Annotated in this window: 12 protein-coding genes; 8 read left to right on the top strand and 4 right to left on the bottom strand. The window is 73.1% G+C overall.

Annotation, left to right across the window (positions count from 1 at the left end; translation table 11 throughout):
* Positions 1 to 86: 86 nt before the first annotated feature.
* Complete coding sequence (locus VOI19_RS02215) at positions 87 to 2111, top strand: HelD family protein (RefSeq protein ID WP_323791321.1); 2025 nt, start codon at positions 87 to 89, stop codon at positions 2109 to 2111.
* A gap of 128 nt (positions 2112 to 2239) precedes the next feature.
* On the opposite strand, the gene eccCa is transcribed toward VOI19_RS02215, so the two are convergent.
* Entirely contained in the window at positions 2240 to 6292 is a 4053-nt protein-coding gene (eccCa, locus tag VOI19_RS02210) for a type VII secretion protein EccCa (protein ID WP_323791320.1), read from the bottom strand.
* A 124-nt stretch (positions 6293 to 6416) separates the two neighbouring features.
* Between eccCa and VOI19_RS02205 the strand changes: the two genes are divergently transcribed.
* The 6 genes from VOI19_RS02205 to VOI19_RS02180 all read left to right on the top strand — a co-directional run bounded on the left by VOI19_RS02205 (position 6417) and on the right by VOI19_RS02180 (position 12811).
* Positions 6417 to 7859, top strand: a complete 1443-nt coding sequence (locus VOI19_RS02205) for a hypothetical protein (RefSeq protein WP_323791319.1) — start codon at positions 6417 to 6419, stop codon at positions 7857 to 7859.
* A gap of 85 nt (positions 7860 to 7944) precedes the next feature.
* The gene (locus tag VOI19_RS02200) at positions 7945 to 8262 is read left to right on the top strand and encodes a WXG100 family type VII secretion target (RefSeq protein WP_323791318.1); all 318 of its coding nucleotides are present in this window, start codon (positions 7945 to 7947) and stop codon (positions 8260 to 8262) included.
* 28 nt (positions 8263 to 8290) lie between these two features.
* Entirely contained in the window at positions 8291 to 8584 is a 294-nt protein-coding gene (locus VOI19_RS02195) for a WXG100 family type VII secretion target (RefSeq protein ID WP_323791317.1), read from the top strand.
* A gap of 82 nt (positions 8585 to 8666) precedes the next feature.
* Complete coding sequence (eccD, locus tag VOI19_RS02190; RefSeq protein ID WP_323791316.1) at positions 8667 to 10034, top strand: type VII secretion integral membrane protein EccD; 1368 nt, start codon at positions 8667 to 8669, stop codon at positions 10032 to 10034.
* A 6-nt stretch (positions 10035 to 10040) separates the two neighbouring features.
* A complete protein-coding gene (locus VOI19_RS02185; RefSeq protein ID WP_323791315.1) occupies positions 10041 to 11510 on the top strand; it encodes a type VII secretion protein EccB in 1470 nt (489 codons plus the stop codon).
* Positions 11468 to 12811, top strand: coding sequence for a S8/S53 family peptidase (locus VOI19_RS02180; protein ID WP_323791314.1), 1344 nt, complete (start codon positions 11468 to 11470; stop codon positions 12809 to 12811). Before VOI19_RS02185 ends, VOI19_RS02180 begins: the two co-directional genes overlap by 43 nt.
* On the opposite strand, the gene VOI19_RS02175 is transcribed toward VOI19_RS02180, so the two are convergent.
* Positions 12805 to 13722: a LysR family transcriptional regulator gene (locus tag VOI19_RS02175; protein ID WP_323791313.1), complete on the bottom strand. Its 918-nt coding sequence runs from the start codon at positions 13720 to 13722 to the stop codon at positions 12805 to 12807. The two genes, VOI19_RS02180 and VOI19_RS02175, sit on opposite strands and share 7 nt — an antisense overlap.
* A 93-nt stretch (positions 13723 to 13815) precedes the next feature.
* Between VOI19_RS02175 and VOI19_RS02170 the strand changes: the two genes are divergently transcribed.
* Entirely contained in the window at positions 13816 to 14982 is a 1167-nt protein-coding gene (locus tag VOI19_RS02170; protein ID WP_323791312.1) for a TDT family transporter, read from the top strand.
* Positions 14983 to 14994: 12 nt separating this feature from the next.
* On the opposite strand, the gene VOI19_RS02165 is transcribed toward VOI19_RS02170, so the two are convergent.
* The gene (locus tag VOI19_RS02165; RefSeq protein WP_323791311.1) at positions 14995 to 15294 is read right to left on the bottom strand and encodes a DUF4235 domain-containing protein; all 300 of its coding nucleotides are present in this window, start codon (positions 15292 to 15294) and stop codon (positions 14995 to 14997) included.
* A partial coding sequence (locus VOI19_RS02160; RefSeq protein ID WP_323791310.1) for a YihY/virulence factor BrkB family protein occupies positions 15291 to 15980 on the bottom strand: 690 nt, incomplete at its 5' end. The genes VOI19_RS02165 and VOI19_RS02160, both read right to left, overlap by 4 nt.

Genomic DNA, 15980 nt, shown 5'->3' with positions numbered 1-15980 from the left:
CTCGCTCCCCGGCTACTCGATGACCTCGGGTCGGCGGGTTAGGTTGGCCGGCCGCCCCAGCCTGATCGCACTCCGGAGGTCCTGCGATGCCCTCGACTCCGACCGACCACCCCCCGGATCCCGAGCTCGCCGCCGAGCGCGAGCACCTCGCCGAGTCCCGCCGCCAGCTCGCTCGGATGCGCGAGCGCACCGCCTCCCTGGACGCCGGCACGGCTGCCGACTGGGTGAGCCGTGAGGTGCTCGAGTCGTCCCTGGCCGAGCGGATGCGGCAGCTCACCGACGACCCGACGGTGCCGCTCTTCTTCGGCCGGCTCGACCGGTCGAACGGCGAGACGTTCCACGTCGGGCGACGTCACATCTCCGATCCGAGCGGCAATCCGATGGTGGTCGACTGGCGTGCGCCGGTCAGTCTGCCGTTCTACCGGGCGAGCAGCATCGAGCCGATGGGCGTCGACGTCCGGCGCCGCTACGGCTTCGGCCAAGGCGTGCTGACGGCCTACGAGGACGAGCGGCTCAGTGTCGCACCGGAGGGCGAGGAGTACTCCTCGATCCTGGAGGCCGAGATCGAGCGCCCTCGCGTCGGCCCGATGCGCGACATCGTCGCCACCATCCAGCCCGAGCAGGACGTCATCGTGCGCGCCGACCTCGACGACACCGTGTGCGTGCAGGGCGCCCCCGGCACCGGCAAGACCGCCGTCGGCCTGCACCGCGCGGCGTACCTCCTCTACGCCCACCGTGACCAGCTGCGCCGGCAGGGCGTGCTGGTCGTCGGGCCCAACGCGAGCTTCCTGCGTTACATCCGCGATGTCCTCCCGGCCTTGGGGGAGGTGGAGGCCAACCAGGCCACGATCGAGGACCTCGTGGCGGAGGCGACCGGGGCACGGCTGCGCGGTGAGGACCCCGCGGCGCGCGCCGTCCTCAAGGGCGACGCCAGGCTCGCCGAGGTCCTGCGGCGTGCGGTCTGGTCGCAGGTCGTCGCGCCCACCGAGGGGCTGCTGGTGCCGCGTGGCTCGCGGCGCTGGCGGGTGCCGTCGTACGAGGTCGACGAAGTGATCGAGGGTCTGCGCAGCCGCGGGGTGCGTTACGGCGCCGCTCGCGCGATGCTGCCGCAGGCACTGGCCCACCGGGTGCTGGTGCTGATGGAGCGGTCGGGGGACTCGCCCGACGACCGGGTGCAGGACGCGGTGGCCCGCAGCAAGCCCGTCAAGGCGTACGCCGCCGCAGTGTGGCCGGTGGTCGACCCGAAGCGCCTGGTGGCCCGGCTCCTCAGCGACCAGGAGGCCCTTGCAGCCGCGGCCGAGGGGATCCTCGACGTTGACGAGCAGGCGCTGCTCCGCTGGGGGTCACCACCGCGATCGGCCGGCACCGCACGCTGGTCGGCGGCCGACCTGGTGCTGCTCGACGAGGCGCGCGACCTGGTCGAGCGCACCCCGTCGCTGGCGCACATCGTCGTCGACGAGGCGCAGGATCTCTCGCCCATGATGCTGCGCGCGCTGGCCCGGCGGTCGTCGACCGGCTCGCTCACCGTCCTGGGTGACCTCGCCCAGGCGACCACGCCGTGGGCGACGACGTCGTGGGCCGAGGCACTGCTTCACCTCGGCAAGCCCGGCGCCCACGTCGAGCAGCTCACCCGGGGCTTCCGGGTGCCCGGCGAGGTCATCGAGTACGCCGCTCGGTTGCTGCCGCACATCGCCCCGGACCTCGAGCCGCCGACGTCCGTACGGCGCTCGCGCGGCGAGCTGTCCTTCGAGGACGGGCCGGTGGCCGGCACCGTGGAGTCCGTCGCCGCTCGCGCGGCGGGATCGATCGGCCTGATCGTGCCGGACGCACAGGTCGTGGCCGTCGCGCGCGAGCTCACCGATGCCCGGGTCGCCTTCACGGCGGTCGGGGAGGAGGGCGTGGAGCCGGTCGACCTGGTGCCCGCCTCGCTCGCCAAGGGGCTGGAGTTCGACCACGTCGTGCTCCTGGACCCCGCCGCGATCGTGGCGGGCGAGCCCGATCGGCGCACCGGCCTGCGGCGGCTCTACGTGTGCCTGACCCGCCCGGTCACCTCGCTGACCGTGCTGACCCGCGGCGACCTGCCGCCCGAGCTCGGGCCGGTCCCCGGCTAGGTGCCCGGCTCGCGATGCATCTCGATATGCCGGTGGCTCGCGGGCTCCCCCCGGCTACTCGATGACCGTGGGGCCGTGCGACGAAGGAGCGGGCCGGCGTACCGAGACGCGCACCGACCGCAGCCCGCCTACAGGCTGGGGTCGGTCCACGCGGTCTGGACGACCTCGATGCCGCGCTCGCGGGTGATGAGGCGACCGCGACCGGTCGGCATCGGTGTCGGACGGACGTTGCCGAGCAGTGGGCCCTCGTCGGGGCTGCCCGAGAGCATCAGGCCGGGCATGGCGAGGTCGCGCAGCGACTGGATCACCGGCTCGTACATCGCCCGGGACGCGCCGCCGGAGCGGCGGGCGACCGTGAGGTGCAGCCCCACGTCGCGCGACTGGGCGAGCAGCGGCTGCAGCTGGGCCACCGGCGAGCTCTGCTGGGTGGCGACGAGGTCGTAGTCGTCGACGACCACGAACACCTCGGCCCCGGTCCACCAGGTGCGGCTGCGCAGCTGCTCCGGGGTGACGTCGGGTCCGGGGATCCGACTCTCGAGGTAGGTGGCGAGGTCCTTGAGGGCCGGGGCCGCCTGGGTGCCGGAGGTCAGGTAGTTGAGGAGGTAGTCCTCGGGCACCTCACCCAGCAGCGAGCGCCGGTAGTCGACCACCACGATCTGCGCCTGGGCGGGCGTGCGGGTGCGCATGATCTCGCGCAGCGTCGCACGCAGCACGGCGCTCTTGCCGGAGCCGCCGTCGCCCAGGACCAGCAGGTGCGGCTGGGTGTCGGGGTCCAGCCCCACCGGGGCGAGCTCCTTCTCGTTGATGCCGAGGAGCAGCGGTCGCGGGCCGCTCGCGGGCTGCGAGTCGACGCCCGCGAGCTCACGCACCCGGTCGAGCCCGATCCGCTCGGGGAGCAGCCGCAGCTTGGGCCCGGCAGGACCACGCCAGGCGCTGGTGATCCGGTCGATCAGGTCGTCGATCCCGTCGCCGAGGGTTTCGGCCGACGGGTCGCCGTCCAGCCGGGGGAGGGCGCCGAGGAAGTGCAGCTTGCCCGGCACCAGTCCGCGGCCGGGGCGTCCGGCCGGCACCAGCTGAGCGACCTTGCGGTCGATCTCGGAGTCCATGGCGTCACCCAGCTTGAGCTCGAGACGGGTGCCGAGGACGTCGCGCAGGGCTGCGCGGAAGTCGGCCCAGCGACCGGTCGCGGTCACGAGGTGCAGCCCGAAGGTCAGGCCGCGCGTGGCGAGCTGCTGCAGCTCGAGCTCGAGGTCGTCGAAGTCGGAGCGCAGGGTGCTCCAGCCGTCGACGACCAGGAAGACGTCGCCGTAGCCGTCGTCGACGCGACCCTGGGCGCGCCGGCTCCGGTAGGTCTCGATCGAGTCGATGCCCTGGCTGCGGAAGTAGGCCTCGCGGCGGTCGACGATGCCCTGCACCTCCGCCACGATCCGTCGTACGACGTCCGGCTCGGCGCGGGTGCCGACCCCGGCGACGTGCGGGAGCGAGGCGAGCGGGGCGAAGGTGCCGCCACCGAAGTCGAGCACGAAGAACTGCGACTCCAACGGGGTCGTGGTCAGGGCGGTGCTGACCACCAGCGTGCGCAGCAGGGTGCTCTTGCCGGTGCGGGGTCCGCCGACGACCGCGACGTGGCCCGAGGCGCCGCCGAGGCCGATGGAGAGGGTGTCGCGGCGCTGCTCCCGTGGCCGGTCGACGGTGCCGAGCGGCACGACGAGTCCACCGAGCGCTCGCCAGCGCGGCGAGACCAGCCCGAGCTCGGGGTCCTGCACGAGGTCGCTCATGAGCTCGTCGAGCGTGTCGGGCTCGTCGAGCGGTGGGAGCCAGACCTGGTGGGCGGCGACGCCGTGACCGGACATCCGATCGACGGCCACGTCGAGCAGCGTCTCCTGGGAGTCGGTGGACCCCTTGCCGGTCGTGGCGCTGATGGCGGCCGGCTCCGGATCGGGGTCGGGCTCGTGGGAGATCACGCGCGAGATCGTGAACGGCAGGATGCCGCGCACGTGCCCGCCCTCGTCGCGCGCGACGCCACTCAGGCCGGCGGCAGGCGGACCTGACACGTAGGCCGCCTTGAAGCGCGTCATCGTCGTCGGGTCGGGCTTGAGGTAGCCGAGTCCGGGGACGGCGGGCAGCTCGTAGGCGTCGGGGACGCCGAGGACGGCGCGCGACTCCTGGGCGCTGAACGTGCGCAGGCCGACGCGGTAGGACAGGTGCGACTCGAGACCACGCAGGCGTCCTTCCTCGAGCCGCTGCGAGGCGAGCAGGAGGTGCAGGCCCAACGAGCGGCCGAGGCGTCCGATGGCGACGAAGAGGTCGATGAACTCCGGCTTGGCCGAGAGCATCTCGGAGAACTCGTCGACGACGATGAACAGCGACGGCAGGGGAGCGAGGTCCTCGCCGGCGGCGCGCGCCCGCTCGTAGTCGCGGATGGAGGCGAAGTTGCCGGCCTCGCGCAGGAGCTCCTGGCGCCGCACCATCTCCCCGGACAGGGCGTCCTGCATGCGGTCGACGAGCGTGAGCTCCTGGGAGAGGTTGGTGATCACTGCAGAGACGTGGGGCATCTGCGCCATGCCGGCGAAGGTGGCACCGCCCTTGAAGTCGACGAGCACCATGTTGAGCTGTTCGGGCGAGTGCGTCATCGCCAGGCCCAGCACCAACGTGCGCAGGAACTCCGACTTGCCCGAACCGGTCGCGCCGATGCACAGCCCGTGGGGACCCATGCCCTGCTGGGCGGACTCCTTGATGTCGAGGTGGATCAGGCTCCCTCCCCCACCGATCCCGATCGGCACGCGGAGACGGTCGCGCGCGGGCCGGCTGCGCCAGGCCGACGCGGGCTCGAAGGAGCGGACGTCACCGAGGCCGAGGAGGTCCATGAAGTCCGTGGGCCCGGTGATCTCGCCGCCGGTGCCGTCCCCGGACGTGGTGACCGCGACGCTGTGCAGCGGTGTGAGCCGCCGGGCGAACGCCTCGGCGGTGGCCACGTCGCACTGGTCGGCCGAGGCCCGCACGGGCTCGACCCGCAGACGAACCGCCTCGAGCGGGACCTTGCCGCCAGGGCCGCCAGGGCCGCCAGCGCTGCCTGGGCCGAGCTCGAGTCGCAGCCGGGTGGCGTCCTCGAGCTCGTCCCAGCGGGTGGGCAGGTCGAGCACGGTCACCCCGTGCAGCCCGTCGGGCGGTACGACGTGGTTGCCCGGCGGTAGCTCGAAGCCGTCGGTGACCAGCAGGATGTGCGGCGCGGCCTCGCGGTCGTCGGCGCCGAAACGCGGTCGTTCGCTCAGGTCGGGCGGCAGCAGCGCGGCGAGGTCGTTGAGCGAGGTCGCCACCATCCGCATCGGCCCGACGGCGTCCGTGCTCTCGCGACTGAGAGCGTGGGGGAGCCACTTGATCCAGTCCCAGTGTGCGAGCTGCTCCTCGGAGCAGAGCACCGCGACGACGAGGTGCTCGGGCGACTGGAAGGCGGTGGCCGAGCAGATGATCGAGCGGGCCAGGGAGCGGGCCTGCTCCTCCTCGCCGCAGATCTCCACGCGGTCGAAGGCGCGCAGGTTGACCGAGGCCGGGAGGTCCGGCTGGGTGCGGTGGACGACGAGCAGGCGGTGCAGCGCGGAGGCCGAAGCAGGGTCGACGTCCTCTAGCGGGGCGCTGTCGGGTGGCACGAGCTCGAGCGAGAGCGGCTGGGCGCACAGGCCGTAGCGCACGTGGAGGAAGTGCGCGTCACTCGCGTGGTGCTCCCACACCCGTGAGCGTTCCTCGGCCAGCGCCGGGAGCGACGCGGGGTCGGGGTGGTGCCAGGTCAGGGCGCGCCGCTGCTGCTCGGCGGCCTGCCGTGCGGTGGTGCGCACGCTGGAGAGGTAGCGCAGGTACTCGGTGCGCGATCCGGTGACCTGCTGGGCGCGCTGCTTCCGCTGGCGGTCGATCTGCACGAAGATGAAGCCGAGGGTGGCGAAGAGGAACATGCCCGCGGTCAGGAAGCCCCGGACTGCGTTGTTGCCTCCGCCGCTGCTCAGCGTCGCGACCAGGACGATCGAGCCGAGGCTGCCGAGCATCGGGATGGCATTCATCGCCACCCCGGCAGCGCCCTCGTTGGGCTGCAGCTGCGGGGGCGGCTGGAGGACGATCTGCCCGCCGGGCATCTCGGGGCGTTCGGCCCGGGACCCGCCGAGTGCGTTCCCTGACTGGACCGTCGTCATCCGTGCCACCTCGTGCTCGTGCGCCGCGCACCCGAGCGGCCGCGAAGATCCGATGATAGAGACCGCCCGATTCGGGGCATACCCTTCGCGCAGCGTCGTCGCCCCAGCCCCGGACGGAGGTCCCGTGAGCGCAACCACCCAGCACCAAGCCCCCGGCGCCCCTGGCGCTCGCGGCGAGCGCTCCGGGCTGCTGGCCCTGAGCGTGCACGGCTCGGCCGGGGTCCTGGACCTCCAGGTCCCCGGAGGGGCGTCGGGGGCCGACGTGGCGGCGGAGTACTCACGGCAGGCCAGCCTCCCCACCGTGCCGCGGCTCTACACCCGGCTGGGGCAACCTCTCCCTGCGGACGTCTCACTCGCCGACGCCGGCATCTGCGCGGGCACGGTGCTCCTCGCGCAGTCCGATTCCGCTCTCCCGATCCCTGAGCCGTCCGGGCCGTCTCGGTCCGCAGGCCGCGCCGACCGATCCGAGGGGTCCGAGGAGCCCGAGGAGTCCGAGGAGGGCTCGCGCACGGGCGCCTCGGCCGCCCTCTGGTGCACGGTCGCCCTGGTGGTCGCGGTCGTCGCCGGGAGCTGTGCCGCCGCGCTCCCGGACTCCGTCGCCCGCGACGCCACCGTCGCGATCCTGCTCGTGGCTGCGGTGCTCGGCTGCGTGCCCGGCGGCCCTTGGGCCGAGCACCGGGTGCTGGCCGCACCCGTCTTCGCAGGCGCAGCCGCTGTGGCGATCGCCTGGGACCCCGCCGCCGCGCGGCTGCCCACCATCCTCGGGACCGCTGCCCTGGCGGCCGCGCTGTGCGCTGCGGTGGCCCGGTCCCTGGGCCGCCGCGCCGAGGAGGGCCTGCGGGTCTGGACCGTGGTCGGCGCCCTGCTCTTCGCCCTCACCACCGGCGCCGCCCTCGCCGGGATCGAGGCCCAGGTGGTGTGGTCGGTCCTCCTGCTGATCGCGACGCTCGCCGCCCGGTTCGTGCCCCAGCTGGCGGTCGACGTGCCCGACCACTACCTGCTCGACCTCGAACGGTTGGCGGTGACCGCGTGGTCGGCGCGCGAGAGGCCCGTACGGCGTCGCGGTCGGATCGTCGTGCCCCACCGGGTCGTCGTCGCGATCTCGCAGCGGGCTGCCCGCCTGGTCACGGCGGCGAGCGTCGCCGTCCTGGCTGTGGCGGCGGTCTCGGCCCCGCTGCTGCTGGTCGAGGTGCGGGCCACGGGGGTGCAGGTCGACGTGGTCGGCGCCCGCTGTCAGGTCGGCTTCTGCGGTGCAGCCCTGCTCCTGGCGGCGCGCAGCTATCGCCACCGCGGTGCGCGGGCAGCGTTGCGAGCGGCCGGCCTGGCGTGCTGGATCGCGCTGCTGCTCGACCTGCTCGACGGCGCCGGGCAGGGCCTGGCGACGAGCGTGGCGCTCGTCGCGACGTCGCTCGGGGCCGTGGTCGTGCTGGTGGCCGTGGCCCTGGGGCGCGGGTGGCGCTCGGCGTGGTGGGCCCGGCGCACCGAGGTGGCGGAGTCCTTGAGCACGGCCTTCGCGGTGGCATCGGTCGTCGCCGCGGCCGGTCTCGTGTCGGGCCTGTGGAATTGAGAGGTGGCGGGTTTAGCCGCTCCTGCCTCGGGCACAAGCACGTCAGCAGCGGACCATCCGACTACTGATCCCAGGAGCAGGCGACATGTCGAACACCGGCGACTACGGCCAAGGCCAAGGCACCCTGACGAAGGCGGCGGCCCTCGTGGCCGAGGCCAAGCTCGACTTCAACGCGCTCAGCAGCAAGCTGAGCGGTCAGATCTCGCAGGTCCAGGCCAAGTGGGGCGGCCAGGGCGCCACCGCGTTCTTCACCCTCCACAACACCTGGACCCAGAAGCAGAACGACATCGTCAAGGCGCTCGACGACTTCGCCGACTCGCTCACGCTGACCGAGCGCGACAACGTCGCCAACGACGAGGCGCAGGCCTCCAACATGCAGAACCTCCTCAACAAGCTCGGTTGAGCGACCTCACTCCGGAAGGGATCACGCCATGACTTTCGACGGTATTCGCGTCAACCACGCCGCACTCGACCAGGCCGCCGGCGACATGATGAAGGGCGTCGAGGACATCAACGAGCGCCTCAACCGCCTCGAGAACGAGCTCAAGCCGCTGCGCAACGACTGGATCGGTGCCCAGCAGACCTCCTACCACGAGGCCAAGCGCAAGTGGGACACCGCGATCAACGAGATGAGCCAGCTGCTCAAGGAGACCCACCTCGCGGTCACCTCCTCGCGCGAGGACTACCAGGCGGCCGACGCGAACGGCGCCAAGCGCTTCATGTGAGTCAGGCCCGCACGGCCCCTGGGGGCGCTCGGCGTGAGGCACGGTGCATGATGCGCGCAGCGCGAGACGACAGGTGAGAGCGATGAGTCAGGCCCACGCCCAGGCATCGGGGCTCATCCGGGTGACGGTGGCCTCCAGCACGCGACGCGTCGACCTGGTCCTGCCGGGGTCGATCCCCGTGGTCGAGCTGCTCCCCGAGCTGGCCCGGAGCGTGGGGCTGCTCGATGCGGCGACCGTCTATGGCGGCTACCGGCTGACGACCTCCGACGGACGACGGCTCGAAGCAGACGCCGGCCTCACGCTGCAGGGCGTGGACGACGGCCACGTGATCACCGTCAGCGCCGGTGTCGACGACCTCCCCCCACCGGTCTACGACGACGTGGTCGAGGCGATGACCGACGTGGTCGAGCACGACCTGCTCCCCTGGGACCCCGCCTCCGGACGTCGTACGGCGTTGTGGGCGGCGTCGTTGCTCATGGCGCTGGGCGCTGCTGCGCTGTTCCTGCAGGCCGACCAGCGCGTGGCCGGGGTCGCTGCCGCGGTGCTCGCGGGCGTGCTGACCACGGCGGCGATCGTGCTCTCCCGCGCGCAGTCCGAGCCCGAGGCGGCCGTCACGGTCGCCTGGATGGGGGTCGGGTACGCCGCCGTCTCCGGACTGCTCATCAGTGACCTCTCCCTCCCTGCCCCCGAGGACGACTACGCCCGAGCGTTGCTCGGCGCCGGGGTCGGGACGGCGCTCGTCGGCGCGGCCTGCCTGGTCGGGCTCGGGATCGGTCGGGCGCTCCTCGTGCCCGCGGTCGTGGTCGGGGCGGTCGCCGCTCTCACCGGTGCGCTGGCGCTGACCACCGACCTGAGCCCCGCGGTCGTCCTGACGGTCGTCCTGACGCTGCTGGTGATGATGGGGAGCATCTTCCCCTGGCTGGCCCTCGGTGCCACCAGCACCTCGGTCGAGGCGCTCTACTCCGCTGCCGACATCACCGCCGAGCGCGACGACCTCGACCCGGTACGCGTCGCCGCCAATGCTCGCCTCGCTCACGAGATCCTTGTCGCGATCTCTGCGTCCGTGGGCATCCTGCTCGTCCTGGTGGCGCCGCCGGCGGTCACGCGCGGCCTCGACGGCACGCTCCTCGTCGTGGTGGCGTGCGCCATCGTGATGCTGCGCACGCGGCAGTACCGCACCGGTTCGGAGGTCCTGGTCGGCCTCGCCTCCGGCGTCCTCGGCCTCGTCTCGATGACTGTGGCGCTGCTGGTCGCCTGGCCCGAGTGGCGCCCGGCCACCGCCGTCGTGCTCGCGGTCGCGGGCGGCGTCCTGCTCGTCTCGACCCTGTCCCCGTCGGCGCCGTCCCTGCGCCGAGGGCGCCTCGGCGACGTGCTCGAGACGATCGCGCTGCTCTCGTTGCTGCCGCTGCTCGTCCTGGCCTCCGGGCTCTTCGACAAGATCAACGGCTGAGGCCCGGTGGCCACCAAGAAGGACCTCGTCGAGGCCTACTCGTTCAGCCGACGGCGCCTGGTGACGGCGTTCGTCTCCGGTGCTCCCGGCGGGCGCGAGGTCGAGCCGGCCCGGCCCGGTCGTGCCGTGATCGGTGGCATGGCGCTGGCCGTCCTGCTGCTGGCCGGTGCCGCGGTGCTCAACATCATCGGTTCCCCGGTGGAGCTCGATGAGTCCAAGCCGCAGCTGATCAGCGCCAAGGAGAGCGGGGCCGACTACGTGCTCGTCGCCGCCCCGGGCAGCGAAGAGCTCCAGCTGCGCCCGGTCATCAACATCACCTCCGCGATGCTGCTGCTCGGCGCCGACGTCGAGCCCCTGGTCGTGCCCCGCGACAAGCTGACCGGCCTCACCCCCGGCCAGCCGATCGGCATCCTCCAGGCGCCGGCCACGCCGCCGCCGGTCGAGGCCTTGATCGCGAGCGGGTGGACGGCGTGCGCCGGCGTCGGGCCCGGCAGCGGGGAAGCAGGCGGCCTCAAGGTCACCGTGTCTGCCACCCCGGGGGTCGTCCCGACGCCCGGGATCAGCTTTGTGGTGCGCACGGCCTCCGGTCGGCTCTACCTGGTCGCCGAGACCTTGCGCGGTGCCCCGGTCGGCGGCGAGGCGCGCGCGCACGCCTACGAGCTGCCCGACCAGGGCGATGCGGCCACGCAGGTGCTGGCGGCGGTCGCGGGCGGCAGCCCGAGCCAGGCGATCGACGTGCCGGACCAGTGGGTCACGACCTTCCCTGCCGGCGGTGACCTCGCGCTGTCGACCTTCGGCCTCGCACGAGGTGACGTCGGACGACCGTTCCGTGGCGGGCCCGACTCCGGTCCCCTCTCCGACCTCGAGGTCGGTGACGTGATCGAGGCCGCCGGCCGCAGCTACCTGCTCAGCACGAGGAGCGAGGTGATCCTGCTCGACGACTTCGCGAGGTTGGTCTACCTCGGCTCGGTGCCCGACGGTCGTACGCCGATCGACGCTGGTGACACCTTGCCGTCGGGCATCGAGGTGCCCGAGTCGTCGGTCCTCGACGGCGCCCGCTGGCCCGAGGGCCCCACGACCGGGCAGTCGACCGGCGAGCCCTGCTCGCTGCTGCGCACCTCCCCGGGCGCCGCCCCGTACGCCGTGATGGCCCAGGCGATCCCCGGGTCTGCAGCGTCCGCTGCGGACGTCGTCCCGGGAGCGCCCGTCGCCGTCGTCGATGCCGGGGCGGGGGCGTTGGTGCGCTCGGGCGGGTGGTTCGACGAGGAGGCCCCGACCCGGCTGCTCGTCGACGACCGCGGCTACGCCTACGGCGTTGCCTCCGCCGAGGAGGCCGGTCGGCTCGGCTACGAGGCGGTGCCGAGCCAGGTCGTGCCCGACAGCTGGCGCGAGCTGTTCGTGTCGGGCGTGCTGCTGAGCATCGAGGCCGCCCGGTGCCCGCCCACCTCGCAGCCGCGGGAGGGTTCGTGCGGCTGAGTCGACCACTCGGCTCCTGGGTGGGGACGACGGTGGTGCTCGCCGCGAGCGTGGTGCTCCTCGGGTCGACGAGCCCCGCGGTGGCCGCCGACGGCGACGACTGCACCACCATCAACCAGGTCGACGCCGGTGATAACGACGTGACCGTGTTCGCCGCCGACGGGTCTCCGGCGCAGAGCCTCCGCCTGGCCGAGGCCCAGCGGCGGGTGCGTGAGAGCACCGGTCGCTCGCCCGGCGACGGCGTCACCGTCGCGGTGCTCGACTCAGGAGTGCGCGCCCAGGCCGCGCTCCGCGTGGAGCCCGGAAGCCCCGTCGACGGTGCAAGGTCGACGCGCGAGCCGGTGTGGCACCAAGGCACCCTGCTGGCGGGCGTGATCGCCGCGGCGCCGGACCCCGACACGGGTCTGCCCGTCGGCGTCGCACCGGGGGCGACGATCGTCGACCAGCGCATCTACGACACGGCGCTGCCGACCGACGACGCGCTCCTCGCTCCCGGCCCGGAGTCGGTGGCGGCCGGGCTGGAGGCGATCGCACCCAGGGTCGGCCCCGGCGACATCAGCATCGTGGTCGTCGCGGTGGCCTCGCCGCCGTCGGCGCGGCTCGAGGCCGCGGTCGAGCGAGTGACCCGGCGAGGCGCGATCGTCGTGGCGGCGTCCCCGCCCCGCCCGGACTCCGACTCCGGAGCTCCTGGTGCGACCTACCGAGATGGTGAGGACTTCGCCGACCTCTCGTGGCCGGCTGGCTACTCGCGCACGAACGCGAGGGTCGTCACGGCCACGACCACCGCGGCATCGCCGTCCGACGACGGGCTGGACCCGGCCGACTTCATCCTGTTCAGCTCGGCCATCGACGTCGCCGTGCCGACCGCGGGGGCGGTCTCCCTCGGGCTCAACGGCCGCTACTGCTCGATCGTCACCCCGTCACCCGCGGTCGCCGCCGCCGAGGTCGCCGGCATCCTGGCGCTGCTTCAGACGGCCTTCCCCGGCGACCGTCCCCAGGACCTGATCGCCCGCCTCGAGACCACGGCGTCCGGTGCGTCGTCCGGCGACCCGGCGCTGCCTGACACGCGGGAGGGTCGAGGGGTCGCGCAGCCGCTGGAGGCGTTGACCCGGCCGTTGCTCATCCGGGGCCAGGACGTCGGGCGCGCCTCGGAAGCAGGCTCCGAGCCCGCTGTCCTGCCCGTGGCCGACCCCGACGTCCTCGCCTCCACGCGCGACCGCGCGGTGTGGTGGGGGCTCCTCGGCGGTGGCGCGCTGGTCGTGCTGCTGATCGTGCGCCCGGTGCTGGCGCGGCGTCACTGAGCGCGGGCGATCCCGACGAGGTTGCGCACCGCCCCGGCCGGGGGCTGCTTGCCACCCGACCAGACGGCGCGCAGTGTCCGGTGCAGCTGGAGGTCGGCGGTCGGGACGGCGACGAGGTGACCGAGCGCGAGGTCCCGCTCGACGACGCGACGGCTGAGGAACGCAGCGGAGCCGCCGGCCAGCACGGTGCCGAGGATCGCGGTGGCGGTGGTGAGCTCGGCGACGGGGTCGGCTGCGACGAGGCCGTGCTCGGCCAGCGCCGACTCCAGCACCTCGCGGCTGCCCGACCCGCGCTCGCGGCGCGCCAGCGGCAGCTCGGCGACCTGGCGCGGGGTCAACGGCGTACGACGTCTGCTCAGCGGGGAGCCCTGCGCCACGACCAGCACCAGCTCGGCGCGGCCGACGGCGGTGTGCCGCACGCCGGCCGGGGCGGTGACGCCCTCCACGAAGCCGAGGTCGGCCGAGCCGTCGCGCACGGCCTCCACCACCCGGGTGCTGTTGGAGGCCGTCAGGCTCACCGTGGTCGGCGTGCTCCCCTCGGACTCCTGCCGCTGACGCAGCTGCACGAGCCAGCGGGGGATCAGCGTCTCGGCGACCGTCATGCTCGCCCACACCGACAGGTCTCGGCCGCGGTCGGTTCGCAGACCGTCGATGACGACCTCGATCTCCTCCGCGACAGCGAGCAGGTGGGTCGCCCGCTCGACCACGACGATGCCGGCCTCGGTGAGCTCCGAGCCGCGGGCCCCGCGACGGACGAGCGTCAGACCGGTCAGGGTCTCCATCCCGCGGACCCGCTCGGAGGCGGCTTGCTGGGACGTGCCCTGGGTGCGGGCCGCGGCGCCGATGCTGCCCAGACGGGCGATCAGCACCAGCAGGCGGAGCCCGTCGAGGTCGGGCACGTGGGAGGCCACAGGGTCGACCTTAGCCTGCCCACAGGACAGAGTTGTGGACACACAGGAATGCGGGGCCTACTGCCTCGCCGGCACGAGCCGCACAGTGGATTCGTGACGCTCCTCCAGGCCCAGCCGCAGGCCACCGCCTCGCCGACCGCCTCGCCGACCGCCTCGCCGACTGCCGTGTCGGCTGCTCCTGTCGTCGCGCCGAGCCGGGCGCTGGTCGGGCTCGGGCCCAACTGGTTCGCCACCGTGATGGGCACCGGGATCGTCGCCAATGCCGCAGCCACGCTCCCGGTCGGATTCCCCGGGCTGCTGCCGGTCGCCCGGGGCATCTGGGTCCTCGACTGCCTGCTCCTCGTGGGGCTCACCTCGACGTTGCTGGTGAGCTGGCGGCGCCACCCCGGGTCGTGCCGCCACCACCTCGACGACCCCGCGATGGCGCACTTCTACGGCGCCCCGGCGATGGCGCTGCTCACCGTGGGAGCCGGTGCCCTGCTCCTCGGGGAGTCGTTGATCGGCTCGGTGGCGGCCCTCCTGCTGGCGGGCGCGCTCTGGTCGGCCGGCACCGTGCTGGGGGTCGTCACCGCGGTGGCCGTGCCCTACCGCGCCTTCACGTCGCACCGGGTCGCCGCGGACAGTGCGTTCGGGGGTTGGCTGATGCCGGTCGCGGCACCGATGGTGAGCGCAGCCACCGGACCGCTGCTCATCGCCAGGCTCCCCGTGGGTGACCTGCGTCTGAACCTGCAGCTGCTCTGCCTGATGCTGTTCGGGCTCAGCCTGGTGGCGTCCATGATGGTGATCACCCTGCTCTGGAGCCGCCTGATGCACCACCAGGTGGGGGCCGCCGCGGCGGTGCCGACGCTCTGGATCGCCCTGGGGCCCCTGGGGCAGTCGATCACCGCCTCGCACACGCTCGCCGTCACGGCCCCGACGTCGCTCCCGGCGCCGTACGGCGCGGCCACGGCCACGCTCGACGTGCTCTTCGGCGTCCCGATGTGGGGGTTTGCGATGCTGTGGCTCGCGCTGGCGGTCTCGCTCACCGTGCGGGCTGCCCGCTCCGGTCCGGGCGGACTGCCCTTCACCCTCGGCTGGTGGTCCTTCACCTTCCCGGTCGGCACGCTCGTCACCGGCACCTCGGGCCTGGCCGCGGCGACCGGGGCGACCTCGCTGGCTGCCGTTGCCGTGCTCGGGTACGCCGTCCTCGTGGCCGCGTGGATCGTCGTCGCTGCCCGGACCGCCTCCGGCCTGCGCGACCGCTCGTTGCTCGCAAGGTGAGGGGCCGAGGGCTCAGTCCCCGGGCCACTCCCCGGTGGAGCGCTCGAAGAGGCGGGCGCCACCCCGGGTGACGACAGCCTTCACGATGGCGTAGATCGCGCCCTGCACGGCGGCGGCGACGACGACCTCCCGGATCGGGTACTCGCTCTCCAGCGGCTTTGGCGGGTCGTCGGAGCCGTGGGTGGTGCGTCCCCAGACCTGCTGGAAGATCTGTCCGGCGATCGCGCCGGCGACCATGCCGGAGACGATCCCCACGGGCTTGTACAGGATCTTGGCCGAGGTGCTCGTCGGCTTCTCACGTGACCTGGTCACGATGGATCTCCCTCCCGGTCGGTGCCCTGCTCGGAGGGGACCCGCTCGGTGCGGATCTCGGTGCCCTCCTCGAGCAGGTCTGCTTCCTTCTCTGCCTTCTTGTCCAGCTGCGTCGTGTCACGCAGCGGCAGCTGGAGCTCGTCCTCGGCCGGGATGCCGGCCTGGAGCTGGCGTCCTCGCTCGAGCTCGGAGTCGAGCTCGGCTCCGAACAGGAGCGCGAGGTTGGTGAGCCACAGCCAGAGCAGGAAGACGATGACGCCGGCGAGAGCGCCGTAGGTCTTGTTGTAGCTGGCGAAGTTGGCGACGTAGAGGCCGAAGGCTCCCGAGAGGATCGCCCACACGACGATGGCGAAGACCGCGCCCACGCTGATCCAGCGGAACTTGGGCTGCTCCACGTTCGGCGTCACGTAGTAGAGCAGTGCCACGACGATGACGACGACGGCCAGGATCACGGGCCACTTGGCCACGCCCCAGACCGTCACCGCAGTGCTGCCGACCCCGAGCGCCGAGCCGACTGCCTCGGCTGCTGGTCCGGTGACGACGAGCGCCACCAGGACGGCAGCTGCGAGCACGACCATCACCGCGGTGAGGCCGAGCAGCAGGGGCCGGAGCTTCCAGACGGGCCGGCCCTCACCGATCTCGTAGACACGGTTCATGGCTCGTCCGAACGCACCCACGTAGCCGGA

It is taken from the genome of Nocardioides sp. (assembly GCF_034670285.1).
Classification (GTDB): domain Bacteria; phylum Actinomycetota; class Actinomycetes; order Propionibacteriales; family Nocardioidaceae; genus Nocardioides.
This window is presented reverse-complemented; position numbering and strand designations above follow the sequence as displayed.

What these genes read in the sequence shown, in the direction of transcription:
- VOI19_RS02215 (WP_323791321.1), top strand. Translation starts at nt 87, where the DNA reads ATGCCCTCGACTCCGACCGACCACCCCCCGGATCCCGAGCTCGCCGCC.
- eccCa (WP_323791320.1), bottom strand. Translation starts at nt 6,292, where the DNA reads ATGACGACGGTCCAGTCAGGGAACGCACTCGGCGGGTCCCGGGCCGAA.
- VOI19_RS02200 (WP_323791318.1), top strand. Translation starts at nt 7,945, where the DNA reads ATGTCGAACACCGGCGACTACGGCCAAGGCCAAGGCACCCTGACGAAG.
- VOI19_RS02195 (WP_323791317.1), top strand. Translation starts at nt 8,291, where the DNA reads ATGACTTTCGACGGTATTCGCGTCAACCACGCCGCACTCGACCAGGCC.
- eccD (WP_323791316.1), top strand. Translation starts at nt 8,667, where the DNA reads ATGAGTCAGGCCCACGCCCAGGCATCGGGGCTCATCCGGGTGACGGTG.